Source organism: Streptomyces spectabilis, from assembly GCF_008704795.1.
GTDB lineage: Bacteria > Actinomycetota > Actinomycetes > Streptomycetales > Streptomycetaceae > Streptomyces > Streptomyces spectabilis.
In genome coordinates this window covers 7,758,167-7,782,833 of the sequence record NZ_CP023690.1, presented here as the reverse complement: position 1 = coordinate 7,782,833, position 24,667 = coordinate 7,758,167, and the positions used below count along the sequence as shown (strand labels likewise).

At 72.7% G+C, this 24,667-nt stretch carries 22 protein-coding genes; 15 read left to right on the top strand and 7 right to left on the bottom strand.

Annotation, left to right across the window (positions count from 1 at the left end; genetic code table 11):
* Window positions 1-33: 33 nt before the first annotated feature.
* Window positions 34-1,257: a glycoside hydrolase family 64 protein gene (locus CP982_RS33890; protein ID WP_150513949.1), complete on the top strand. Its 1,224-nt coding sequence runs from the start codon at window positions 34-36 to the stop codon at window positions 1,255-1,257.
* Between the two features lie 82 nt (window positions 1,258-1,339).
* Here CP982_RS33890 and CP982_RS33885 read toward each other — a convergent pair whose 3' ends face one another.
* Window positions 1,340-2,515: an acyltransferase family protein gene (locus tag CP982_RS33885; RefSeq protein ID WP_150513948.1), complete on the bottom strand. Its 1,176-nt coding sequence runs from the start codon at window positions 2,513-2,515 to the stop codon at window positions 1,340-1,342.
* Window positions 2,516-2,813: 298 nt separating this feature from the next.
* Window positions 2,814-3,854, bottom strand: coding sequence for a LacI family DNA-binding transcriptional regulator (locus tag CP982_RS33880; protein ID WP_221515650.1), 1,041 nt, complete (start codon window positions 3,852-3,854; stop codon window positions 2,814-2,816).
* A 164-nt stretch (window positions 3,855-4,018) separates the two neighbouring features.
* Here CP982_RS33880 and CP982_RS33875 point away from each other — a divergent pair, with 164 nt between their 5' ends.
* A complete protein-coding gene (locus CP982_RS33875) occupies window positions 4,019-4,537 on the top strand; it encodes an RICIN domain-containing protein (RefSeq protein WP_150513946.1) in 519 nt (172 codons plus the stop codon).
* Between the two features lie 96 nt (window positions 4,538-4,633).
* Here the strand turns inward: CP982_RS33875 and CP982_RS33870 are convergent, their stop codons facing one another.
* On the bottom strand, window positions 4,634-5,629 hold the full coding sequence (locus CP982_RS33870) for a multicopper oxidase domain-containing protein (RefSeq protein ID WP_150513945.1): 996 nt from the start codon (window positions 5,627-5,629) through the stop codon (window positions 4,634-4,636).
* A gap of 234 nt (window positions 5,630-5,863) precedes the next feature.
* On the opposite strand from CP982_RS33870, the gene CP982_RS33865 reads away from it, so the two are divergent.
* Together CP982_RS33865 and CP982_RS33860 are read left to right on the top strand one after the other, a co-directional pair.
* Window positions 5,864-8,410 carry a ThuA domain-containing protein gene (locus CP982_RS33865; protein WP_150513944.1) on the top strand — a complete coding sequence of 849 codons (2,547 nt, stop codon included), beginning with the start codon at window positions 5,864-5,866 and terminating at the stop codon, window positions 8,408-8,410.
* The gene (locus tag CP982_RS33860) at window positions 8,407-10,611 is read left to right on the top strand and encodes an OmpL47-type beta-barrel domain-containing protein (RefSeq protein ID WP_184925595.1); all 2,205 of its coding nucleotides are present in this window, start codon (window positions 8,407-8,409) and stop codon (window positions 10,609-10,611) included. Before CP982_RS33865 ends, CP982_RS33860 begins: the two co-directional genes overlap by 4 nt.
* A gap of 34 nt (window positions 10,612-10,645) precedes the next feature.
* Here the strand turns inward: CP982_RS33860 and ligD are convergent, their stop codons facing one another.
* Window positions 10,646-11,668: a non-homologous end-joining DNA ligase gene (gene ligD / locus CP982_RS33855; RefSeq protein WP_150513943.1), complete on the bottom strand. Its 1,023-nt coding sequence runs from the start codon at window positions 11,666-11,668 to the stop codon at window positions 10,646-10,648.
* Between the two features lie 75 nt (window positions 11,669-11,743).
* Here ligD and CP982_RS33850 point away from each other — a divergent pair, with 75 nt between their 5' ends.
* From CP982_RS33850 to CP982_RS33840, 3 genes are all read left to right on the top strand, one after another.
* On the top strand, window positions 11,744-12,820 hold the full coding sequence (locus CP982_RS33850) for an ATP-dependent DNA ligase (protein WP_150513942.1): 1,077 nt from the start codon (window positions 11,744-11,746) through the stop codon (window positions 12,818-12,820).
* A gap of 163 nt (window positions 12,821-12,983) precedes the next feature.
* On the top strand, window positions 12,984-14,765 hold the full coding sequence (locus tag CP982_RS33845; RefSeq protein WP_150513941.1) for a hydroxysqualene dehydroxylase: 1,782 nt from the start codon (window positions 12,984-12,986) through the stop codon (window positions 14,763-14,765).
* 30 nt (window positions 14,766-14,795) lie between these two features.
* On the top strand, window positions 14,796-15,761 hold the full coding sequence (locus CP982_RS33840) for a DUF3048 domain-containing protein (RefSeq protein WP_150513940.1): 966 nt from the start codon (window positions 14,796-14,798) through the stop codon (window positions 15,759-15,761).
* A 12-nt stretch (window positions 15,762-15,773) separates the two neighbouring features.
* On the opposite strand, the gene CP982_RS33835 is transcribed toward CP982_RS33840, so the two are convergent.
* The gene (locus CP982_RS33835; RefSeq protein ID WP_150513939.1) at window positions 15,774-16,229 is read right to left on the bottom strand and encodes a MarR family winged helix-turn-helix transcriptional regulator; all 456 of its coding nucleotides are present in this window, start codon (window positions 16,227-16,229) and stop codon (window positions 15,774-15,776) included.
* Between the two features lie 161 nt (window positions 16,230-16,390).
* Here CP982_RS33835 and CP982_RS33830 point away from each other — a divergent pair, with 161 nt between their 5' ends.
* Genes CP982_RS33830 through pcaG form a run of 4 tightly spaced genes read left to right on the top strand, consistent with a single transcriptional unit; the run spans window position 16,391 to window position 19,185 of the window.
* Window positions 16,391-17,146 (top strand): CoA transferase subunit A, encoded by a 756-nt coding sequence (locus CP982_RS33830; protein WP_150513938.1) that lies wholly within the window; start codon window positions 16,391-16,393, stop codon window positions 17,144-17,146.
* Complete coding sequence (locus tag CP982_RS33825) at window positions 17,146-17,784, top strand: 3-oxoacid CoA-transferase subunit B (RefSeq protein WP_150513937.1); 639 nt, start codon at window positions 17,146-17,148, stop codon at window positions 17,782-17,784. Before CP982_RS33830 ends, CP982_RS33825 begins: the two co-directional genes overlap by 1 nt.
* A gap of 40 nt (window positions 17,785-17,824) precedes the next feature.
* Complete coding sequence (pcaH, locus tag CP982_RS33820) at window positions 17,825-18,622, top strand: protocatechuate 3,4-dioxygenase subunit beta (protein ID WP_150513936.1); 798 nt, start codon at window positions 17,825-17,827, stop codon at window positions 18,620-18,622.
* Window positions 18,619-19,185: a protocatechuate 3,4-dioxygenase subunit alpha gene (pcaG, locus tag CP982_RS33815; RefSeq protein WP_150513935.1), complete on the top strand. Its 567-nt coding sequence runs from the start codon at window positions 18,619-18,621 to the stop codon at window positions 19,183-19,185. The genes pcaH and pcaG overlap by 4 nt, the downstream gene beginning before the upstream one ends.
* Before the next feature lie 28 nt (window positions 19,186-19,213).
* On the opposite strand, the gene CP982_RS33810 is transcribed toward pcaG, so the two are convergent.
* Together CP982_RS33810 and CP982_RS33805 are read right to left on the bottom strand one after the other, a co-directional pair.
* The gene (locus CP982_RS33810) at window positions 19,214-20,140 is read right to left on the bottom strand and encodes an SDR family oxidoreductase (RefSeq protein WP_150513934.1); all 927 of its coding nucleotides are present in this window, start codon (window positions 20,138-20,140) and stop codon (window positions 19,214-19,216) included.
* Window positions 20,141-20,210: 70 nt separating this feature from the next.
* Window positions 20,211-20,975, bottom strand: coding sequence for an SDR family oxidoreductase (locus tag CP982_RS33805; RefSeq protein ID WP_150513933.1), 765 nt, complete (start codon window positions 20,973-20,975; stop codon window positions 20,211-20,213).
* 70 nt (window positions 20,976-21,045) lie between these two features.
* Between CP982_RS33805 and CP982_RS33800 the strand changes: the two genes are divergently transcribed.
* The 4 genes from CP982_RS33800 (at window position 21,046) to CP982_RS33785 (ending at window position 24,612) form a co-directional block, all read left to right on the top strand.
* Window positions 21,046-21,831, top strand: coding sequence for an enoyl-CoA hydratase family protein (locus tag CP982_RS33800; protein WP_150513932.1), 786 nt, complete (start codon window positions 21,046-21,048; stop codon window positions 21,829-21,831).
* A gap of 83 nt (window positions 21,832-21,914) precedes the next feature.
* Complete coding sequence (locus CP982_RS33795) at window positions 21,915-22,787, top strand: CoA transferase subunit A (protein WP_150515852.1); 873 nt, start codon at window positions 21,915-21,917, stop codon at window positions 22,785-22,787.
* Window positions 22,784-23,551, top strand: coding sequence for a CoA-transferase subunit beta (locus tag CP982_RS33790; protein ID WP_150513931.1), 768 nt, complete (start codon window positions 22,784-22,786; stop codon window positions 23,549-23,551). The genes CP982_RS33795 and CP982_RS33790 overlap by 4 nt, the downstream gene beginning before the upstream one ends.
* 14 nt (window positions 23,552-23,565) lie before the next feature.
* Window positions 23,566-24,612, top strand: a complete 1,047-nt coding sequence (locus CP982_RS33785; RefSeq protein ID WP_150515851.1) for an NAD(P)H-dependent flavin oxidoreductase — start codon at window positions 23,566-23,568, stop codon at window positions 24,610-24,612.
* Window positions 24,613-24,667: the final 55 nt, after the last annotated feature.

Below are 24,667 nucleotides of genomic sequence, written 5' to 3'. Positions count from 1 at the left end.
CTCCCCCCACGTTCCAGCCAGGAGAGAGATGCCGTGATATCGCGCAGAGTGTTCCTGACGTCGTCCGCCGCCGCGGCGGGCACCCTCACCTATCCCGTCTGGGGCGCCGCGCTCAGTCCGCGCGCCACGGCGGCCCCCGCCACCTGTGAACTCGCCCTGCGGAACAAGTCCCTGCCGGGACAGGTCCGCGCGTACGTCACCGGCCACGAGGCGGGCACGGGCCGCTGGCTGCTCCTGAAGCCGGACGGCGGCGTCTACCGCCCGGATTCGCCGTCGGCCCCGCAGACGCCGCTGCCGGTGGACTGCGCCATCCCGCTGGGCGCGGCGGGTTCCGCGCCCAGGGTCCTGACGCTCCCCCAGATGTACGGCGCCCGCGTGTACTTCGTGCGCGACGACAAGCTGGACTTCTTCCTCAACCCGGGCCCGGCGCTCGTCGAGCCCGCCTTCGCCACCCCGGCCGACCCCAACTACGGCCGCACGTGGTCGTTCTGCGAGTTCACCTTCAACAGCACCCAGCTGTACGCGAACATCAGCTACGTCGACCTGGTGACCGCCCTGCCCATCGGCCTCACCCTGGAGGGCGACGCCACGCACACCGTCGCGCCCCTGCCCGACGGGGCCGTCGACAGGATCGCCGCCGACCTGGTGGCACAGACGGGCCGGGACGGGCAGCCGTGGGACAAGCTGGTGATCCGCGGCGGCGGGCGCGTGCTGCGGGTCATCTCGCCGCAGAACCTGATGGCCCCGTACTTCGACCGCCCCGACCAGATGCCGTTCCGCGACCTCTTCAAGGGCTACGTCGACCAGGTCTGGGAGAAGTACCGCTCGACGGACCTGCGCATCGACCTCCAGGGCGGCCGGGGTGTGCGCGTCGGCCGGGTCAGCGGCGACACCCTCACCTTCCAGGGAGGGCACGCCTTCGCCAAGCCGTCCTCGAAGGACGTCTTCACCTGCAACCACGGCCCGTTCGCCAACAACCCGGGCGACTCCGACGAGAAGAAGGCGCTCCTCGCCCGTCTCGCCGCGGGCTTCAACCGCGGCATCATGCTCACCCACCCCGCCCAGCCGAACGGCACGACCGCCGCCGACTACTACCGGGGGCCCGTCACCAACCACTGGGCGCGCGTGGTGCACGCCAACTCGCCCATCGGGTACGCCTTCCCGTACGACGACGTGCGCCCGGACGGCCAGCCGGACGTGTCGGGCGCGGCGCACGACGGCAATCCGCGCCGGTTCACCGTGTCGGTCGGGTCGTAGCGCCGGACCAGCGGCTCCGGCGCCGCACGAACGGAGCGCGCCCCGGCCCGTGGTGGGCCGGGGCGCGCGTCCGGTGCGCTGTCTAGTCCTTGGCGTCCACGGCCGCGAGGGGTGCGGCGGCCGCGGTGGCGGCGGGCGGTGCCGGCGGGCCGGTCCGCGGCCGCCGGGCCCTGCCGAACTTCCGCACCAGCGGCTCCTCCACCCATGTGAACATGGCGTACGACACGACGAGGCTCCCGGCCAGGCAGCCGAAGAGCGTCGCGAGCGCGGCGCCGTCCGACATGTCCTGCACCAGCCACCGCTGCGCCGACACCACGAACATCGTGTGCACCAGGTAGAAGGCGAACGACATCTCGCCGAGCTTGACGATCACACGGCCCCGCATGATCGAGCGGGTCCCGTTCGCATCGGCCGTCGCACCGGCGACGACCAGCGGCATGACCCAGAACGCGGCCGTGCCGCCGAGGCTGTACAGATACGGCACCTGGGCGTTGAGGACGAAGCCGCCGACGGCGAACAGCGCCGCCGGGACCAGGCCGATGCGCGGCATGGCCCCGCTGAGGACGAGGCGCGCCACCACGATGCCGAGGACGAACTCGACGATGCGGATCGGCGGGAAGAAGTACACGAACCACAGCTGCTCGTGCGTGAGGGGTCCGCCGGGCAGCAGGGGGGTGCCCCCGACGGCCTTGTCGGCGATCAGCGCCACGAGCCAGGGCACGGCGAGCAGCACCCCGCCCAGCGCCCACAGGCCGCGCACCGACAGGCGTCGCACCAGCGGCAGCAGCAGCGGGAAGCTCAGATAGAAGAAGACCTCGCACGACAACGACCAGGCCACCGGGTTCATGCCGGTGAGGACCGGCAGCTCCGGCACCCAGGACTGGACGAGGAAGAGGCTGGTGAAGAACTTCTTCGCCTCCAGCGGGTCGGAGGCGAGCAGCATGATCACGACGGTGGCCGCGAAGGCGAGCAGATGGTTCGGATAGACCTTGATCATCCGGCGTCGCCAGAAGTCCGGCATCGTGTCCCGCGGCCGTGCCGACCAGGTCAGAATGAAGCCGCTCAGCACGAAGAAGAAACTCACGCTCGGCGTACCGGCGTCCTTGAAGATGTCGGTGAAGAAATCACCGACGTCACCGCGGAGGAAATTCATCCCCGACGTCGCGTGGAAAGCGAAAACGGGCAGTGCCGCGATGAATCGCATCCCGCTCAGGGACGGAAGTCTGGACGTTTTCGGACGTACGGCGTCTGTGGCCATGGAAACCCTCCGCTTGCTGCTGCCCCGTTGCGGGCACCGTGTGCCCGCGGCGGGCCCGCCCCGGGCCCGCGCACGCCGAACCGCGAGCGCACCCGCCGAGCGGGCCACCCGAGATCCTCAAGTCGTGCATAGAGGCTGACGGTTGAAGATCCCGGCCGCAAGATTTCCCGGCCTTTTCGTTGTCCGTTGTACCGCCGACAGTACGGACGGGGCGGAAGCGGATCGGCTACCGGCGCGTTCGGCGGGGAATTGCCGTACGCCTTCGGCCCGCCCAGGTCGGCCGGACGCCGCCGTTCCCCTATGCCGAATCGCGTCGCACCAGTTCCGTCGGCAGGACGACGCTCGCCGCGTGGTCCGGGGCGGGGCTCCGGTCCTGCCCGCGCAGCAGCATGGCCGCCATGAGCCGGCCCATCTCCTCGATGTCCTGACGCACCGTCGTCAGCGGCGGGTCTGCCTGCTCGGCCACGGGCAGCATGTCGTCGAAGCCGACGACCGCCACGTCGTCCGGCACGCGCCGCCCGGAGGCGCGCAGGACCCGCAGCGCCCCGGCCGCCGACAGGTCGTTCGCGGCGAACACGGCGTCGACGTCCGGGCACCGGTCGAGCAGGCGCCGCATGGCGCGCTCGCCGCCCGCGGGCGTGAAGTCGCCCTCGGCGACGAGCCGCGCGTCCGCGCCCGGCAGTACGTCCCGGAAGCCGTCGAGGCGGTCGGCCGCCGACGTCTGGTCGAGGGCGCCGGTGATGTGCGCGATGCGGGTGCGGCCGAGCCCCGCGAGGTGCCGCACGGCCGAGCGCGCGCCCCCGCGGTTGTCGCAGTCGACGTACCGCACGCTGTCCTCGCCGCCCGCCCAGCCGGGGCGCCCGCCGAACACCGTGGGCACGCCCGCGCCGTTGATGATGACCGGCAGCGGGTCGTCCAGGTGCAGCGAGAAGACGAGCGCCCCGTCGACGTGGCCGCCCGACAGATAGCGGCCCACGCGCGCGTGGTCGGCGCGCCCCTCGGTGAGCAGCAGCACGAGCTGGACGTCATGGGCCGTCAGTTCCTTGCTGATGCCGCGCAGTTGGAGCGCGAAGAACGGATCGGCGAAGACGCGCGTCTCCGGCTCGGCGATGACCACGGCGACGGCGTCGTAGCGCCGGGTGACGAGACTGCGGGCGGCGCGGTTGGGCACATAGCCGAGTTCGTCCACGGCCCGTCTGACCTTCACGGCGAGGACTTCTCGCACCCCCGCCTCGCCGTTCACCACCCGTGACACCGTCGCGCGCGAAACCCCGGCCCGCGCGGCCACTGCCTCCAGCGTGGGACGCGCCCCTGCCTCGCTCACCTCGGAACTCCTCATCGGCGGTTGCCGATCAGAATAGCCGCGGCGGCGGCGCCCCGGAGCGCGCCCGGGAGCGGCCCGCGGGCCCCCCGCGCGCCCCTGCCGTCCCCCGTTCCGGCGATGGTGCCGCGCCGCGCCGTGCCTCAGCATCGGGAGCACCACCGCCACCGGAAGGACGTTCCATGAAGCGCACACGTCGGCTCACCGCCCTGGCCGCGGCCCTGGTCACGGCCGCGGGCGGCGCCCTCCTCGCGGGGGCGGCGCCCGCGGCCGCCGCGCCCGACCCCGGCAGCCAGTTCCGCAACGCGGGGAACGGCCTGTGCATGTCCACCGCCGACGACCCCGCCAACTCCTTCCAGGGCACCGCCACCTTCGCGCCCTGCGACGCCGGTGACCCCCGGCAGCGGTGGCGCCTGCAGCTCGCCGCCCAGCCCGCCTGGCAGATCGTCTCCGTCAGCAGCGGCCAGTGCGTGTCCGACGTCGCAGGCTGGGGGCTCGCCTGGCTGGGCACGTGCGACGCGCACGACGTCAACCAGTGGTGGCACTTCACCGAGGCCGGCTCCGGGCAGGTGTTCTGGGTGTCCCACGACGACGGCAAGCTCCTGAGCACGCCGTACCGGCAGGGCACGTCCTACGTGACGGTCCGCAAGGACCTCCCGGACCCCAAGGACGCCCGCTACAAGTGGAGCCTCCTGCGCTGACCGGCGCCCGACACAGGGCGCGCCCCCGAAGGGGCGCGGGGAACTGCGCGACCAGCCACGACGTACCCGCGGAGACTCCACCACCCGGCGCGGCACTTAGTGGTGGCCCCCAGCCGACGGCCGTGCGGCCCCCTCACGCGGATGATGCGGCTCGTATTCCGGAATCGAGCCGTCCGGCTTCTTCACCAGGAAGAGCCCCACCATCCCCATGTCGGAGTGGCTCTGCACATGGCAGTGGTACATCCACGCGCCCGCGCCGACTCCCTCTCCCGCGATCACCTGGAAGCCGAACGAGTCCCCCGGTCCGGTGATCTTGTCGTCCAGGATCTGGCTGGGGTCGTCGGGCCCGGTCAGCATCCCCGTGCGGTTGTCCGCCCAGCGGTGACCGTGGATGTGGAAGGTGTGGTAGTACTCGCCGTGCGTGATCGACACGAACTCGACCCGGTCGCCCACCGTGGCCTCGAAGTCGGGCCCCGAGTGGGCGGGCTTGTTGTTGATCATCATGTCGTTGAAGACGATCACGCAGGTCTTGTCGGGCAGGATGTCGCCCTTGCGGCGCACGATCACCGCCCCGTAGAGGCCCCTGCGGAGGCCGCCGGTGCCGTGTTCCGTGCCGACCACGTGGTCGTGGTAGTGCCAGTAGCCCGCCGTGCCGGGGCGCCAGGTGCCGTCCTTGCGGCGCCCGGGCGCGTGCGTGCGCCAGGTGTACGTGCGCTTCTTGCCGGGCGCCACGTCGGACTTGGTGTGCTTGGTGCCGTCGCTGGAGATCTCGTAGTCCATGCCGTGGACGTGCAGGCTGACGGCGACGTCCGTGGTGTTCTCGAAGTCGACGTGCAGCGTGTCGCCCTCGTTCAGCTCGATCAGCGGGCCGGGGACGGTCGCCCCGCCCCGCTCCAGGCCGTAGCCCAGCTGCCCGTCGGGGAGCTTCTCGGCGTACATCGTGATGCGGCGCACCTCGCCGCCCGCGGGCGCCGTCCGCGGCGGGTTTTCGGCCGGTACCGCGTCGGGAGCCATGGCTGACATCGATGTCACCCCGGTCGCCGCGACCGCCCCGCCCACCAGCATCCGTCGGTTGAAGCTCCGTCTGTCCATGCCGAACTCCCCCACTGTGGAATGGAAACTGACACTTCATCAGGCAGGGCCGCGACGCGCGAGGCACCGGATTCGGCCACACGCTAGCGGCAGGAACCCCGTTTCTCCACAGGCAGGACAAAGTTCGGGTGAAGTGACGTCATAGCTCTTGGCTAGCCGTCGAAAGGGGGCTAGCTTCATCCGCGCTGTTGTTGTAGTCGCCGCAGTCGTGACTCACGAGGGGTCGGTGCTCCCATGCGCCTCACACCGCGTCAACAACCATTACCCACACGAGAGTTCGGCAGAGCCAGACACAGAACCACCCGTCGCTCCTGGGCGGCGGCCACGGCCGCGGGAGCGCTCGCGGCCGGGCTCCTCTCCGGCCCCGCCGCGTCCGCGCGCCCCTTCCCCGAACCGCCCGGTGACGCCGAAGCGATGAAGACAACGATGTCACGCGCCTTGCCCTCGCCTCCTGGTGGCGCGAACGTGCGCGTCCTCGCCTTCTACGGATCCGCGGCACCCGGCGACGAGTCGCCGGTCGTCGACGCCGCCATCGCGGCGATCGAGAGGATCGGCCGCTCCGGCCCCGCCGCCCAGCGGTTCACGGTCACGGCGACCGACGACCCGGCCGTGTTCACGAACGCCGGGCAGCTGGGCAAGTACAACGCGGTCGCGTTCGTGACCGGCGGGGGTGACGTGCTCGACGCCGAGCAGGAGGCGGGCCTTGAGGCCTACATGGAGGCCGGCGGCGGCTTCCTCGGCCTGCACGACGCGGCCCGCGCGGAGCCGTACTCCAGCTGGTTCACCGGCCTGGTCGGCGCCCGCCCCAAGGACGAGGGCCCGTCGGCCGTGCAGCGCGCGACCGTCGAGGTCGGCGACCGGCAGGGCCCGGCCACCAAGGACCTGCCCCTGGAGTGGAAGCGCCCGGACAGGTGGCTCAACTGGGAGACCAATCCGTCGGGCGCCGTCCACACCGTGGCGCGGGTGCGCGAGTCGACGTACAAACCGGGCGCGGGCGCGAACGGCTGGGACCACCCGGTCTCCTGGTGCCGCGACTACGACGGCGGACGCTCCTTCTACACCGGCATGGGCGGCACGGCCGACGCCTACGACGAGACGGACTTCCGGACGCATCTGCGGGGCGCCCTGCTGTGGACGTCCCGCCTCGTGCGCGCCGACTGCAAGGCCGCCATCACCACGAACTACAAGGCGGAGCGCCTGACCCGGCCCAACAAGCCGGGCGAGAACGACCAGATCGGCGAGCCGCACGGCCTGGTGACCGCCCCCGACGGCAAGGTCTTCTACATCGGCCGCGGCGGCGCCGACTCCTCCCGGCCCGTGATCACCGACTGGAACGACCCGGACGTCGGCAAGGGCCGCGGCGAGATCCACGTCTACGACCCGAAGACCGGGCAGGCGACGCTCGCGGGCGCCGTGAGCGTCTTCGGCAACAAGGGCGGCGGCGGTGAGCTGATCAAGAACGAGGAGGGCCTGCTCGGCATCGAGCTGGACCCGCGGTTCGAGGACAACGGCTGGGTGTACCTGCACTACACCCCGCACGCCCGGATCGACCGCGACACGCACATGGGCGAGCGGTACGTCTCCCGCTTCACGTACGACAAGGCGTCCGGCAAGCTCGCCATGGACAGCGAGAAGGTGCTGCTCAAGTGGCCGGTGCAGATCCACAGTTGCTGCCACGCGGGCGGCGGGATGGCCTGGGACTCCCAGGGCAACCTGTACATCGCCACCGGTGACAACAACTCCTCCGGCTCCAGCGACGGCTACTCGGGCAACAACCCGCAGCCGAACTTCAAGGGCGTCTCCTTCGCCGACGCCCGCCGCACCTCCGGCAACACCAACAACCTCAACGGCAAGATCCTGCGCATCCACCCCGAGCCGGACGGCACGTACACGCTTCCCCAGGGCAATCTCTTCACCGGCAAGGAGCCGGACGAGGGCGGCGGCAAGACGCGCGGCGAGATCTATGTGATGGGCGTCAGGAACCCCGCGCGCATCTCCGTCGACAAGAGGACCGACACGCTCTACGCGGGCTGGGTCGGCCCGGACGCGGGACAGCCGTCGACGACGTGGGGCCCGGCGAAGTACGACACGTTCGCCGCGATCACCCACGCCTCCAACCGGGGCTGGCCGTACTGCATGGGCAACAACCAGCCCTACCGCGACCGCAATCTGCCCGATCCGAGCAAGCCCCTCGGCTGGTACGACTGCGAGAACCTGCGCAACGAGTCGCCGAACAACGACGGCCTGGTGAAGATCCCGCCCGCCGAGCCGAACACCATCTGGTACTCCCCGCAGGGCGGCGGCATCGACTACCCGCGCGACGCGAACGGCGTCCCCAGCTACAGGACGGAGGAGCAGAAGCAGCTCCTGCCGTGGCTGAAGGGCGGCGGCCAGGCGACGATGAACGGCCCGGTCTACCGCTACGACCCGGCGAGCACGAGCGCGGACAAATGGCCCGCCTACTGGGACGGCAAGTGGTTCGTCGGCGACTTCTACGACGGCGACCAGCCGCGGCACGCGGTGCTCACCGATCCGAAGACGGTCGGCAAGGGCGGTCTGCCGGTGCACGCCGAGTCCCTCCGCAAGATCATCCCGGTGGGCAACGACCGCATCAAGAACCTCATGGACTGGAAGTTCGCCCCCGACGGCTCGCTGTACGTCCTCGACTACGGGCGCGGCTTCTTCACCTCGGACGCCAAGTCCGCGCTGTGGCGCGTGACCTACACCGGCGGCGAGGCGACCCCGGCCGCGGGCGACCTGGCCAGGAAGGCGCAACGATGAGATCCGCTTCCGCGCGCGCACGGGTGTGGGCGGCGCTGCTCGCCGCGTTCGCGCTCGTGCTCGGCCTGACCTCGGCGGCGACGGCCCGCCCTGACGGGCCGCGCCTCCAGCAGCAGGTCCTGACCTGGACCGCGGACAACGACATCAACAAGTACAAGTCGGCGCCGACGACGGCCGTCGCGGGCAAGACCACCATCGTCTTCGAGAACAGCGTGGCCACCGGCAACACCACCGGCATGCCGCACACGCTGACGTTCGACGTCTCCGACCCGGAGTACAACAACGACGTCCCGCTGAACATCCTCGCCAACCCGGGCGACGAGAAGGGCGGCAAGTGGACCGCCGAGGTCACCCTCAAGCCCGGCCGCTACCGCTACTACTGCACGATCCCCGGCCACGGGGCGATGCAGGGCATCCTCGTCGTGACCGACGGCGGGGGCGGCGACACGACGGCGCCGGAGACGAAGGCGAAGGTCGACGGGGCCACGAACTCCGACGGCGCGTACGTCGGTACGGCGACGGTCACGGTGACGGCGACCGACGAGAGCGGCGGCTCGGGCGTCGACAAGGTCGAGTACGCGCTCGGGGCGGACGGCGCCTGGCAGCCGTACACCGCGCCGGTGGTCGTGAACACCGTTGGCACCCACAAGGTCCGCTATCGGGCCGTTGACAAAGCGGGCAACGTGGCGGCGGAGAAGGCCGTCGACTTCAAGGTCGTCGCGCCGCCGACCGACGACAAGACGCCGCCGGAGACCTCCGCGACGGTCACCGGCGAGCAGAACGGCCAGGGCCAGTACCTGGGCATGGCCACCGTCACGGTGACGGCGTCGGACGCGGGATCCGGTCTGAACAAGGTCGAGTACGCGGTCGGCGACGGCGCCTGGACGGCGTACACCGCGCCCGTGATGGTGCACGCGGTCGGCACCCACAAGGTGCGCTACCGCGCCTCCGACAAGGCGGGGAACGTGGCGGCGGAGAAGTCCGTGGAGTTCACCGTGGTCGCGCCGCCGCAGGAGGACAGGACCCCGCCCGAGACCTCGGCGAAGGTCGAGGGCGACAAGAACTCCGACGGCGCCTACGTCGGCCGGGCGAAGGTCACGGTGACCGCGACCGACGCGGGCTCGGGCGTAGCCGCGGTCGAGTACTCCCTGGACAGCGGCCCGTACGTGGCCTACACCGCGCCGGTGGTGGTCGACCGCGTCGGGCGGCACACGGTGGCGTACCGGGCGAGCGACAAGGCGGGCAACACTGCGCCCGCGAAGTCGGTGGCGTTCACCGTCGACGAGGGCGGCGGCGTGCCCGGGCCCCACTGCCCCGAGTACGACGAGCGGTCGACCGTCTTCGTCGGCACCGTCGACACGGGCATCCCGAACCGGGTCACCAACAACCGCTGCCGCGTCGGCGAGCTGATCGAGGACGAGAAGGACTGGTCGTCGCACGCGCTGTTCCTCAAGCACGTCAAGACGGTCACGGACCGGCTGAAGAAGGCGGGCGAGATCGACCGGCGCGAGTACAACAAGATCAACAAGGCGGCGAAGGAGTCCGGCATCGGCAAGCCCGGCCAGACCGAGGGCTACCGGCACCTCTTCGACGGCACGCAGAAGTCCTTCGCCAGGTGGAGCCACGTGGGCGGCGGTTCGTTCGGCCTGAACGCCGACGGCTCGATGACCTCGGGCACCACGAAGAACGGGCTCGGCATGCTGTGGTTCCCGGAGCGCAAGTACGGCGACTTCTCGCTGAAGCTCCAGTGGCGCGACGACGCGCCCGGCTCCGGAAACGCCAACTCCGGCGTCTTCGTGCGCTTCCCGCAGGTCCACGACCACCCGGAGGAGCCGCGTCCGGAGTGGGTGGCCATCAAGTACGGCCATGAGGTCCAGGTCCTCGACCGGCCGGACGGCGACATGTACAAGACCGGGTCGGTGTACGGCTTCGACCGGGTCGGCCTCGCGGGCGCGGGCGTGACGCCCAAGGGCACCTGGAACGACTACGAGATCCGCGTGGTCGACCAGCACTACGCGGTGTACCGCAACGGCACCCTGATCAACGAGTTCGACAACACGGGCGGCCAGGTCTTCGAGCCGCCGCGCGGCGACGACCCCGGCACGGACGGGCGGCGCTTCGCGTCCGGCTACGTGGGCCTCCAGGTGCACGGGGTCACCGACGTGGTGTCGTACCGGGACATCCGGATCAAGGAGCTGTAGGCGCGGGCCGCGGGCGCTCGTCCCCGGGGCGGGTTCAGCCGTCGTCGTGCTTCGCGCGGCTCGGCTGGACCCGCTTCGGCTCGCCCGGCATCTTCGGGTACTCCGGCGGGTACGGCAGGTCGCCGAGGCCGTGGTCGCGCTCGTCGCGGTCGGCCTGTTCGAGCAGGCCCTCCAGGGAGAAGGCGTGCTCGTCCATGTCCCGGTGCACGTCGCCGACCCGGGCAAAGCGTCCGGGCATGGTGCCGAGGTCGAAGTCGCGGGGCACGGCGTCGTCCAGCTCGTCCCAGCGCAGGGGCGCGGAGACGGGGGCGTGCGGCCGTGCGCGCACCGAGTAGGCGGAGGCGATGGTGCGGTCGCGGGCGGTCTGGTTGAAGTCGACGAAGATCCGCTCGCCGCGCTCCTCCTTCCACCAGGCGGTCGTCACGGCGTCCGGCAGGCGCCGCTCCAGCTCGCGCCCGCAGGCGATGGCGGCCCGTCGCACCTGCACGAACGTCCAGCGCGGCGCGATCGGCACGAACACGTGGAGACCGCGGCCGCCGGAGGTCTTGGGCCAGCCCCGCAGGCCGAACCCGTCGAGGACGGAGCGCAGTTCGTGGGCCGCGCGGACGGCGTCGGCGTAGTCGGTGCCGGGCTGCGGGTCCAGATCGAGGCGCAGCTCGTCGGGGTGGTCGGCGTCGGCCGCGCGCACCGGCCAGGGGTGGAAGGTGAGCGTGCCGTACTGGGCGGCCCAGACGACGGCGGCGACCTCGGTCGGGCAGATCTCGTCGGCGGTCCGGCCGCTGGGGAAGGTGATGGTGCCGGTCGGGATCCAGTCGGGCAGGTTCTTCGGCGCCCGCTTCTGGTAGAAGGACTCGCCGCCGACGCCCTCCGGATAGCGCTCCAGGGTGGTGGGGCGGTCGCGCAGGGCCCGCAGGATGCCGTCGCCGACGGAGAGGAAGTACGCGGCGAGGTCCCGCTTGGTGAAGCCGCGCTCGGGGAACAGCACCCGGTCCGGGCTGGAGAGCCGTACCGTCCGCTCTCCCGCCGTCAGCTCCACCGCCGCGCCCGCGCCCGCCATGCGAGCCACGCTAGACGCCGGGAGGCGAACGCGCATACCGGGCGATTTCCCCCGCCCGGGAGCAGAATCGGGATCATGGACCTGCCGGTGATGCCGCCCGTGAAGCCCATGCTCGCCAAGTCCGTGGCGAGGATCCCGCCGGGCATGCAGTACGAGGCCAAGTGGGACGGCTTCCGCGCGATCGTCTTCCGCGACGGCGCGGAGGTGGAGATCGGCAGCCGGGGCACGAAGTCCCTGACCCGCTACTTCCCCGAGCTGGTCGAGGCGGTGCGGGAGCGGCTGCCGCAGCGGTGCGTCCTGGACGGCGAGATCGTCCTCGCGCGCGGCGGGCGCCTGGACTTCGACGCCCTCACCGAGCGGATCCACCCGGCGGACTCGCGGGTGCGGCTGCTCGCCGAGCGCACCCCGGTGTCGTACGTCGCCTTCGACGTGCTCGCCCTCTTCGACGAGGCCCTGTGGGACGTCTCGCTGCGCGACCGGCGCCGGCTGCTCACCAAGGCGCTCGAAGGCGTGCGGGCACCGGTGCACCTGGCGCCCGCGACCCTCGACGAGGAGGTGGCGCGGGAGTGGTTCGAGCGGTACGAGGGGGCCGGGCTCGACGGCGTGATCGCCAAGCCCCTCGACCTCAGGTACCGCCAGAACGAACGCCTCATGTACAAGGTCAAGCACGAGCGGACGGCGGACTGCGTGGTCGCGGGCCTCCGGCTACACAAGAGCGGCCCCGTGGTCGGCTCGCTCCTGCTCGGCCTGTACGACGACGCGGGCACGCTGCAGCACGTCGGGGTGTGCGCCGCCTTCTCCATGAAGCGGCGCGAGCAGCTCATGACGGAGCTCGAACCGCTGCGGATGGACTCCGTCGCGGGGCACCCGTGGGCGGCCTGGGCGGACGAGGCCGCCCACGAGAGCGCCCGGCTACCCGGGGCGGTGAACCGCTGGTCGGGGAAGAAGGACCTCACCTGGGTGCCGCTGCGGCCCGAGCGGGTGTGCGAGGTGGCCTACGACCACATGGAGAACGGGGCCCGCTTCCGCCACACGGCCCAGTTCCGCACCTGGCGCCCCGACCGCGACCCCGAGTCGTGCACGTACGCCCAACTGGAGGAACCGGCGGGCTACGACCTGTCGGAGGTCTTGGGTTCGGCGCCGACGCAGTAGGACGACGTACGTCCCGCGGCGCGGCCCTGCCCGGCAAGGCCGGGCACCCCACCCACCCGCAGACAAATTCCCGCCAAGCCCCACCCACCCCTTCCGCCCAGAAGAGCACGGCCGTAGGCTCCGCGCCTGACACCTGGGTTACCAACGGTAAGGGGAGAGCCGCATGGGCCGGCCGCAGGCACCGGGAAGCACGCGCAGAACCTTCGTGGCACGAGCGGCGACCGTCGGCGGCGCCGCCGCCCTTGGCCTCGGCGCCCTGTCGCAGGGCGCCCACGCCGCACCCTCGACCGGCACCGTGGCGGTGCTCGGCGGCGGCGTCGCCGGCCTGACCGCCGCCCACGAACTCGCCGAGCGCGGCTTCGCCGTCACGGTCTACGAGCGCCGCGCCCTGGGCGGCAAGGCCCGCAGCTTCGACGTACCGGACAGCGCGAAGGGCACTCGCAAGCCGCTCCCCGGCGAACACGGCTTCCGCTTCATCCCTGGCATCTACCACAACCTGCCGGACACGATGCGCCGCATCCCCTTCCCCGGGAACCGCAACGGCGTGTGGGACAACCTGATCGCGCCGCCGGAGATGAGCTTCACCCGCGCGGGCGGCCGCGAGGACATCCGCCTGCCGATACCCGGCCGCGACGGGCAGCCCGCCGACCTGACCCCGGACGACATCGCCCGCGCCCTCACCGCGTTCCTCGACACCGCGTTCAGCATCCCGGCGCACGAGGTCGCGTACTTCGTGAACCGCGCCCTGGTCTTCCTCACCAGCTGCGACGAGCGCCGGGACGACCAGTGGGAGGCGAAGCCCTGGTGGGACTTCGTGCGCGCCGAGGACATGTCGTACGACTACCAGCGCATCCTCGCGGTCGGCGTGACCCGCAACATCGTGGCGACCAAGGCGGAGGTGGCCAGCACCCGCACCGTCGGCACGCTCGGTGAGGCCTTCGTGTTCAACGCCCTGGGCCGGGGCGCGGACGGCCCGCCCGACCGCATCCTGAACGCGCCGACCAACGAGGCGTGGATCGACCCGTGGGTGAGGCATCTGACCTCCCTCGGCGTGGAGTTCCGCGTCGGCTGGACCGTGCGCGAGGTGGCGTACGGCGGCGGCCGGGTGACGAAGGCCGTGATCGAGGACGCCGATGGCGTACGCCGCGACGTCACCGCCGACCACTACGTACAGGCCATGCCGGTGGAGCACGCCCGCAGGACGTGGGGGGCCGCGCTGCGCGGGGCGGATCCGCAGCTGGCGCGCTGCGACAAGCTGCGGACGGACTGGATGACGGGCATCCAGTTCTATCTGACGGAACGGCCCAAGATCGTCGACGGGCACTTCAACTGCATCGACTCCCCTTGGTCGCTCACGGGCATCGCCCAGGCGGCGCACTGGAAGGGCCGCGACTTCCCCGCCGACTACGGCGACGGCGTCGCGGTGGACTGTCTGTCGGTGGACATCTCCGAGTGGGACAAGGAGGGCATCCTCTACGGCAAGACGGCGAAGAACTGCACGCGCGAGGAGGTGGCGCGCGAGGTGTGGGCGCAGCTCAAGGCCCATCTCAACGACACCGGCAAGCAGGTCCTCACCGACGGCAAGCTGCACTCCTGGCACCTCGACCCGGGCGTCGACGGCATCGGCGGCCCGCACCCGACGAACGACGACGAGCTCCTGATCCACCCCGTGGGCACGCTGCACAACCGCCCGTCGGCCGCGACGAAGATCCCCAACTTCTTCCTCGCGGGCGACTACGTGGCCGTGGACATCGACCTGGCCACCATGGAGGGCGCCAACGCGGCCGCGCGCCAGGCCGTCAACGCCCTGCTCGACCGGGCGGGTTCGGACGCGAAGCGGTGCGCGGTGAAGCCCCGCTACCGCGTCCCGGAGCTGGAGGGCCTCAAGCGCGCCGACCGCACCCGTTACCGCCTCGGTCTGCGGAACGCCTTCGACCTCGGCTGACAACGGCCGCAATCGGGGTACATCCCGGTCATGGAACGGCGAACACGCGTGGGGCACACGACGGCGCGAGGAGCGCGAGGCTTGCGTGCGGCGGTGGTGGCGCTGGCACTCGCCGCGTTCGCGCCCGCCTGCACCCTGGAGCGGGCGGGCACGGACGGGCGGCCGACGGGCCGGGGCGAGGGCGGCCGCGTGCTCGCCGTGAAGGTCGACAACGTGGGCCCCGCGCGCCCGCAGACCGGCCTGGAGGCGGCGGACGTCGTCTACGTGGAGCGGGTGGAGGCCGGGCTCAGCCGGCTGATGGCCGTCTACGCACGCCGGCTGCCGCCCGTGGTGGGGCCGGTGCGCAGCGCCCGGGAGACCGATCTGGAGCTGCTGCGCCAGTTCGAGGACCCGGCGCTCGCGTTCTCCGGGGCGCAGTCGAAGCTGCTTCCGCTGATCGACGCGGCCCCGCTGCGCGCCCTGCCCCCGGACGGGGCTCCCGGCAGGGCGTACTACCGGGGCGGCGCGAAGCCCGCGCCGCACAACCTCTACGTCCGCCCGGACGCGCTGGGGGCACGGGTGTCGGCCGACGGCCTGGAGAGCACGGGCTTCCGCTTCGGGCCGCGCCCGGCGGGCGGCACGCCCACGACCCGGCAGACGCTGCGCTTCCCCTCCGCGCGCTTCACCTTCACCTGGGTCGAGTACGAGGGGCGCTGGCACATCGCGATGGACGGTACGCCCGCCCGCACCGCATCCGGCGCGGCGCTCGGTGCCGCCACGGTGGTCGAACAGCGCGTCGACATCCGCGACTCGCGCTTCCACGACCGCTCGGGCAGCGCGTCGCCCTTCAGCCGCACGGTGGGCTCGGGCAGCGCGCGGGTGCTGCGGGACGGCCGCGCGTACGAGGCGCGCTGGCGGCGCGACACGGCGCGGGACGGCACCACGTTCACGACCCGCGAGGGCAAGCCGCTCGCGTTCGCCGAGGGCCCGGTGTGGGTGGTGTTCACGAAGGCGTGAGCGGCGCGGTGCTCACGAGGGCGTCAGGGGCGCCGCCCGCAGGTGCTCGGCGGCGTCCGCGACCCGCTGGGCCAGGTCGAGGAAGAGCCTGCGCTCATCGGCGGTCAGCGGGGCGAGGAAGATCTGGTTCATCCGGGCCGTGCGCACCGTCAGCTTGCGGTGGACGCGCCTGCCGTCGGCGGTGAGGCGCAGCAGGGCGCGGCGGCCGTCCTGCGGGTCACGGACCTTGTCGACGAGACCGCGGCGGCTGAGCCTGCTGATGACCTCGGCGACGGTGGAGCGGTCGAGGCCCACGCGCTCGCCGACGCCGCGCTGGTCGAGGCCTGGCTCGGCGACCAGGGTGTTGAGGACGGCGTACTGGGGCGATGTGGTCTCCTCCGAGACCATCGTGTTCCACAGGAGGTGGTGGGCCTGCTGGAGGCGGCGGGCGAGATGCCCGGGATGGCTGGTCAGATCCACCGCTGCCATGGCTGTTCCTCCCCTGACACGACAGTTCGTGCACTGAACGATAGCCGACCTGACACGGCCTTGACGGCCCTCTCGGGCAGTGGCAGCGTGAACTGGAGTTCGCGGGACGGCAGATGAGAACAGTCAGTGTGCTGACGATCGTGCGGAGATGAGGCTGCCGGATGGACAAGGTGGTCGCCACGGCCGCGGCGGCGGTGGCCGACGTGGGGGACGGCGCGTCCCTCGCGGTCGCCGGCTTCGGGCTCAGCGGCGTGCCGAACGCGCTGATCGAGGCGGTGCACCGGCGCGGCACCACGGATCTGCGCGTGGTGTCGAACAACTGCGGCGCGCTCGGCACGGGCCTGGCCGTGCTGCTCGCGGCGGGCCGGATCGCACGCGTGACGGCCTCGTACATCGGCGGCAACGAGGAGTTCGCGCGCCGGTACCTGTCGGGCGAGCTCGAGGTGGAGCTGATCCCGCAGGGCACCCTCGCGGAGCGCCTGCGCGCCGGGGGCTGCGGCATCCCCGCCTTCTACACCCCTGCCGGGGTGGGCACGCAGGTCGCCGACGGCGGCATCCCGTGGCGGTACGACGGCGCGGGCGGCGTCGTGGTGGCCTCGCCGCCCAAGGAGACACGGGAGTTCGACGGCGTGCCGCACGTCCTGGAGCGCGGCATCCGCACCGACTTCGCCCTGGTGCGGGCGGCGCGCGGCGACCGGCACGGGAACCTGGTGTTCGCCAAGGCGAGCCGCAACTTCAACCCGCTCGCCGCGATGGCGGGACGGGTGACCGTGGCCGAGGTGGAGGAGCTGGTGGAGCCCGGCGCCATCGACCCGGACGCGGTGCACCTGCCCGGCGTCTTCGTGCACCGCGTCGTCGCCCTCCACCCGCACGAGGCCGCCGCCAAGCGCGTCGAGAAGCGGACGGTGAGCACCTGATGGCGTGGACCCGCGAACAGGTGGCGGCCCGGGCGGCGGACGAGCTCCGGGACGGCCAGTACGTCAACCTGGGCATCGGCCTGCCGACGCTGATCCCGGGCTTCCTGCCGCCGGGCGTGCAGGTGGTCGTCCAGTCCGAGAACGGCGTCCTCGGCGTCGGCCCCTACCCCGCGGCGGACGAGGTCGACCCGGATCTGATCAACGCGAGCAAGGAGACGGTCACGGCCCTTCCCGGGGCGGCGTACTTCGACTCGGCGCTGTCGTTCGGGATGATCCGCGGCGGCCATCTCGACGTGGCGGTCCTCGGCGCGATGCAGGTCTCCGCGCGCGGGGACCTCGCCAACTGGGCGGTCCCCGGCAGGCTCGTCACGGGGATCGGCGGGGCGATGGACCTGGTGCACGGCGCCCGCAGGGTGATCGTGACGATGGCGCACACCGCGAAGGACGGCTCGCCCAAGCTCGTTCAGGAGTGCGATCTGCCGCTCACCGGCAGACGGTGTGTGCACCGCGTCATCACGGACCTCGGTGTCTTCGACGTCACCGCGGACGGACTTCAGTTGACCGAGTGCGCGCCGGGAGTCGGCGTCACCGAGATCGTCGCGCGGACGGCGGCGAAGGTGCGCGTCCCGGACGCGTGAGGACCGGCGAGGACCGGTCCGGAAGGGAGCGGCAGCCGCAATGACCCCCCATCCCCCGTACGACGGCCCGACCGGGCGCCGGACGGTGACCGCGCCGGGAGCCGAACGGTCCGCGCCGGGAGCCGAACGGTCCGCGCCGGGCGCGACCGCGCCCCGGCCGCCCGGCACGCCCCACGGCGTCCCGCCCTACCGCGGGGCCCTCCTGCGCCATCCCCGTCACTCCGCCGTGCCCGTCCCCGACCCGGAGGCCGTGGAGCTGACCGGCCCCGTCTTCGGCGTCGCCGACGTCACCGACTTCGAGCGGGACCTGACCCGCCAGCACACGGGCGAGCCGCTGGGCGAGCGCATCACCGTCTCCGGCCGCATGACGGACCGTCACGGCCGTCCGGTGCGCGGCCAGTTGGTCGAGATGTGGCAGGCCAACGCGTCCGGCAGATACGTCCACCGGCGCGACCGGCACGCGGCGCCGCTCGACCCGCACTTCACCGGCTTCGGCCGCTGTCTGACGGACGACGACGGCACGTACTCCTTCACCACGATCCGGCCCGGCGCCTATCCGTGGCGCAACCACGAGAACGCCTGGCGCCCAGCCCATCTGCACTTCTCGCTGTTCGGCACGGCGTTCGCGCAGCGCCTGGTGACCCAGATGTACTTCCCCGCCGACCCGCTGCTCGCCTACGACCCCGTCTTCCTCTCGATCCCCGACGAGGCGGCGCGGGCCCGCCTCGTGGCCGCCTACGACCACGGTCTGACGATTCCGGAGTGGGCGCTCGGCTACCGCTGGGACATCGTCCTGGACGGCCCCTCCGCCACCCTCTTCGAGGACGGTGCCGCATGAGCCCGGTGCCGCCGCACGCGCCGACGCCCTCGCAGACCATCGGGCCGTACCACGGCTACGCGCTGCCGTTCCCGCGCGGCGGCGAGATCGCGCCCGCGGGCCACCCGGACGCCGTGACGCTCCACGGGTACGTGTACGACGGCAAGGGCGTCCCCGTGGACGACGGCCTCGTGGAGACGTGGCAGCCCGCGCCGGACGGCTCGCGCGCGGGGGCGCCCGGGTCGCTGCGCCAGGACGCGGTCGGCGGCACGCCGCGGGGGCGCGACGGCGTCACGTTCACGGGCTTCGGCCGGGTGCCGACGGACCCGGACGGGCACTGGGCGGTCCGCACCCTCAGGCCCGGCGGCGTCCCGTACGTCTGCCTCGCGGTGTTCGCTCGGGGGCTGCTCGACCACCTGTACACGCGCGCGTACCTGTCGGACGACCCGGACGACGCCCTGCTCCGCTCGCTGGCCCCCGACCGGCGCGCGACACTGCTCGCGCGGCCGGGCCCGCACGGCACGTACCGGTTCGACATCCATCTCCAAGGGGACGACGAGACGGTCTTCCTGGCGTTCGCCTGACCCCCGCGGCCGTGCGGGCGCGGCGGGGTCAGCGCGCTCCGTAGACGGGCTCGGGCGGCTCGGCGCGGGAGAGCAGCTTCAGGGCCGTCTCGCCCGCCTCTGCCGGGCTCCAGCGGGCCGCCTTGTCGGCGCTGGGTCCTGGACGCCAGCCGTGCATGACGGTGATGCGGCCGCCCTCGGCCTCGAAGACGCGGCCCGTGACCCCGGACGAGGCGGTGGAGCCGAGCCAGACGACCAGCGGCGACACGTTCTCCGGGGCCATCGCGTCGAAGGCGCCCTCCTGGGGCGCGGCCATGGTGTCGGCGAAGGTCTGCTCGGTCATGCGGGTACGGGCGGCGGGCGCGATGGCGTTCACGCGCACTCCGTAGGCGGCGAGTTCGGCGGCCGCGACCATCGTGAGCCCCAGGATGCCCGCCTTGGCGGCGCTGTAGTTGCCCTGCCCGACGCTGCCGAGGAGGCCCGCGCCCGAGCTGGTGTTGACCACGCACGCGTGCGGGGCGCGTCCGGCCTTGGCGGCGGCCCGCCAGTGCGCGGCCGCGTGCTTCAGGGGCAGGAAGTGTCCCTTCAGGTGCACGCGGAGGACGGCGTCCCAGTCGTCCTCGTCGAGGTTGACCAGCATGCGGTCGCGCAGGAAGCCAGCGTTGTTCACGAGGGTGTCCAGGCGGCCGTAGGTCTCCAGGGCGGCCCGCACGAGGGACGACGCGCCCTCGGGCGTCGCGACGTCGCCGCAGTGCGCGACGGCGTCGCCGCCCGCCGTGCGGATCTCCTCGACGACGTCCTGCGCGGGGCCTCCGGAGACCCCGGAGCCGTCGAGGGCCGCCCCGAGGTCGTTGACGACGACCTTCGCGCCCTCGGCCGCGTACGCGCGCGCGTGCGCCCGGCCGAGGCCCCGGCCCGCGCCCGTGACGATCACGACGCGGCCCGCGCACATCCCGGAATCGACAGCTGCGGTCATACGGAACTCCTTCGTACGGGAGGGGTGGCCGGCGCGCCCGGCGGGTGACCGGACGTCACACGGCACGGGGTCAGTGGTTCACGGTCGCGGCGTCCAGGAAGGCGGGCCGCTCGCCGCCGCCGTCCACCTGGAGGGCCGCGCCGCTGATGTACCGCGCGGCGGCTGAGGCGAGGAACACACAGGCGTCGGCGGCGTCCGCGGGCTCCGCGAGGCGGCCGAGCGGGATCGTGCGGGCCACCGCGGCGACCCCCTCCTCGTCGCCGTAGTGCAGATGGGTGCTCTCGGTGCGCACCAGGCCGAGCACCACGGTGTTCACGCGCACGTGCGGGGCCCATTCGACCGCCATGGTGCGCGCCAGGTTGGCCAGGCCCGCCTTGGCGGCGCCGTAGGCCCCCGAGCCGGGCGAGGGGCGGGTGCCGCTGACGCTGCCGATCATGATGACGGCGCCGCCGGTCTCCTGACGGCTCATCACTTCGTGGGCGGCGAGGGATGCGTACAGCGGGGCCAGCAGGTTCAGCTGGACGATCTTCGTCTGGCGGGCGGCGGTGGCCTCGGCGAGCAGGCCGAACGGCGTGCCGCCCGCGTTGTTCACCAGCACGTCGAGCCGTCCGTGGTCGGCGGCGACGCCGGTGACCAGGGCGTGCGCCGCCTCGGCGTCCCTGAGGTCGGCCGGGCGGAACTCCGCGGTGACGCCCGGCACTTCGACGGGCCGCTCGGGCGGCTTGCGGGCGCAGATGACGACGTGCGCGCCGGCGGCCAGGAAGCCGCGGGCGATCCCCGCCCCGACGCCGCGGGTCCCGCCGGTGACCACGACCACCTGTCGATTGTCAGTCATCGCTGCTACCTTCCGAGTAACTAACAAATGTTTGGTTGAAGGCACTGGACGAAAGGTAGCGGATCCTCTGATGCCTGTCTCCACCTCACCCCCCGAGGAGGGCGTGGCCGTCGTCACCGTCGACTACGCACCGGTCAACGCCCTTCCCGCACAAGGGTGGTTCGCCCTCGCGGACGCGGTGCGCGCCGCGGGCCGCGACCCCGAGGTGCGCTGCGTGGTGCTGGCCGCCGAGGGCCGGGGGTTCAACGCGGGCGTGGACATCAAGGAGCTGCGCCGCGACCCCGGCCACGGCGCGCTGCTCGGCGTCAACAGCGGCTGCGCGGAGGCCTTCGCGGCGGTGTACGACTGCGCGGTGCCGGTCGTCGCGGCCGTCCAGGGCTTCTGCCTGGGCGGCGGCATCGGCCTCGTGGGCAACGCGGACGCGATCGTGGCGAGCGACGACGCCACGTTCGGCCTCCCCGAGCTGGACCGCGGCGCGCTCGGCGCCGCCACGCACCTGGCCCGCCTGGTCCCCCAGCACCTGATGCGCGCGCTGTACTACACCGGGCGCACGGCCACCGCGGCCGAGCTGCACGCGCACGGCTCGGTGTGGCGGGTCGTGCCCCGCGCCGACCTGCGCGCGGCGGCCCTCGCCCTCGCGCGCGAGATCGCCCGCAAGGACGGCACGCTGCTGCGCCTGGCGAAAGCCGCGATCAACGGCATCGACCCGGTGGACGTCCGCCGCAGCTACCGCTTCGAGCAGGGCTTCACCTTCGAGGCGAACCTGAGCGGCGTGGCGGCCCGCGTCCGCGACGGCTTCGGCACGCCCGCCGCGCCGCCCGACAGCTCCGTACCGGCCCGGAAGGACACGGCATGACCGATCCAGCGGAGGTCCGGGGCGCCGGGGACGCGCGAGCCGTCCGGGACGGCGGCGGGGGCGGGGGCGTACGGGACAAGATCATGACGCCCGAGGAGGTCGTGCGGCGCCTGGAGAGCGGGATGACGCTCGGCATCGGCGGCTGGGGCTCGCGCCGCAAGCCGATGGCGCTGGTCCGCGCCCTGCTGCGCTCGGACGTCACGGACCTGACCGTCGTGGCGTACGGCGGTCCGGACGTCGGTCTGCTCCTCGCCGCCGGGAAGGTGCGCACACTGGTCACGGCCTTCGTGACGCTCGACTCGATCCCCCTGGAGCCGCACTTCCGGGCGGCCCGCGAGCGCGGCGGCCTCGACCTGGTCGAGCTGGACGAGGCGATGTTCCTGCAGGGGCTCACCGCCGCCGCCCAGCGCCTGCCGTTCCTTCCCGTGCGCGCGGGCCTCGGCTCGGACGTGCTGCGGGTCAACCCGCGGCTGCGCACCGTCACTTCGCCGTACGAGGACGGGGAGAAGCTGGTCGCGGTCCCGGCCCTGCGCATGGACGCGGCCCTGGTCCATCTGAACCGCGCGGACCGCCTGGGCAACGGCCAGTATCTGGGCCCCGACCCGTACTTCGACGACTTGTTCTGCGAGGCGGCCGACACGGCGTACGTGTCGTGCGAGCGCCTGGTCGACTTCGGCGCTCCCAGCGACTCCCCGGCCGACGCGCCGCCGCCTCGCACGGCGCCCCAGACGCTGCTCGTCTCCCGGCACAGCGTCACGGGCGTGACCGAGACCGCCGGGGGCGCCCACTTCACGTCGTGCGCCCCGGACTACGGCCGCGACGAGCCCTTCCAGAAGGCGTACGCCACCGCGGCGGCCTCCCCCGACGGCTGGGCACAGTTCCACGACCGCTTCCTGTCGGGCAGCGAGGAGGACTACCACCAAGCCGTCCGGACCTGGCACAAGGAGCAGCGATGACGCGCACCACGACCGCCGTCACCCGCGCCGAGTACTGCGTGCTCGCCTGCGCCGAGGCGTGGCGCGGCGACGGCGAGGTCCTGGCGTCCCCGATGGGCACGGTCCCCACGCTCGGGGCCCGCCTCGCGAAGCTGACGTTCGCACCCGAGCTGCTGCTCACGGACGGTGAGGCGCTCCTCATGGGTGACGTGCCCGCACTCGGGGAGCGCTCGTCGGTGACGGAGGGCTGGCTGCCGTACCGCCGCCATCTGACGATGGTGATGGGCGGGCGGCGGCACGTGATGATGGGCGCGAGCCAGATCGACCGCTTCGGCAACCAGAACATCTCGTGCGTCGGCGACTGGCACCACCCCGCCCGACAGCTCCTCGGCGTGCGCGGCGCCCCGGCGAACACCCTGAACAACCCGGTCAGCTACTGGATCCCGCTCCACGCGAAGCGCGTGTTCGTCGAGCGGGTCGACATGGTCTGCGGCGTCGGCCACGACCGCGCCGCCGCAGCGGGCCCCGCCGCGACCCGCTACCACGACCTGCGCCGCGTCGTGTCGAACCTGGGCGTGTTCGACTTCGCCACCCCTGACCGCTCGATGCGCGTGGTGTCCGCGCACCCGGGCGTGACCGCCGCGGAGATCCGCGCGGCGACCTCCTTCGCCCTGCCGGTGCCCGCCGACCCGCCCCCCACCCGCGAGCCGACGGCGGCCGAACTGCGCCTGATCCGCGACGTCCTGGACCCCACGGGGCTGCGCGAGGGCGAGGTCCGCCCATGACGGCGGCGCCGCTCCTGCAGACACCGCTGACCCGGCTCGTGGGCGTGCGGTACCCGATCGTGCAGACCGGCATGGGCTGGGTCGCGGGCCCCCGCCTGGTGTCGGCGGCGGCGAACGCGGGCGCGCTGGGCATCCTGGCCTCCGCCACCATGACCATCGATCAACTGCGCTCCGCGATAAGGGAGGTGCGGGCGCGCACCGACGCCCCGTTCGGGGTGAATCTCCGCGCGGACGCGGGTGACGCGCGCGACCGCGTCCGGCTCGTCGTCGCCGAGGGCGTCCGGGTCGCGTCCTTCGCCCTGGCCCCGTCCGAGGCCCTCATCGGGGAGCTGAAGGCGGCCGGAGTCGTCGTGATGCCGTCCGTGGGCGCCCGCCGGCACGCCGAGAAGGTGGCGGCGTGGGGCGCCGACGCGGTCGTCGTCCAGGGCGGCGAGGGCGGCGGCCACACCGGCGACGTGGCCACCAGCGTGCTCCTGCCGCAGGTCGTGGACGCCGTGGACGTCCCCGTGGTCGCGGCGGGCGGCTTCCACGACGGCCGCGGCCTGGTCGCCGCCCTGGCGTACGGCGCGGCGGGCGTGGCCATGGGCACCCGCTTCCTCCTCACGGCCGAGTCCCCGGTCCCGGACGCGGTGAAGGCCCGCTATCTGGCGGCCACGGTCAAGGACGTCACGCTGACCTCGCGCGTGGACGGCCTCCCCCACCGGATGCTCCGCACGGATCTGGTGACGTCCCTGGAGCGCTCAGGACGCGCCGCGGCCCTGCTGCGCGCGCTGCGCCACGCGGCGGCGTTCCGCCGGATGTCGGGCCAGAGCTGGCCCGCCCTGGCCCGCGACGGCCGCGCCCTGAAGCGTGCCAAGCACCTCACCTGGCCCCAGGCCCTGCTCGCCGCGAACACCCCGATGCTCCTCAAGTCGGCCATGGTGGACGGCGACCCGGACCGCGGCATCATGGCCGCGGGCCAGGTGGCAGGCGTCCTGACCGACGTACCGACATGCGAGGACCTGATCGAAAGAATCATGAGGGAGGCCGAAACCACCCTGAAGCACCTGGCAGCCCCCTAGCAGATGTCAAGCCCGTCCGGCGTTTGAGGACGAGGCCGCAGGCCGATCGACCCGA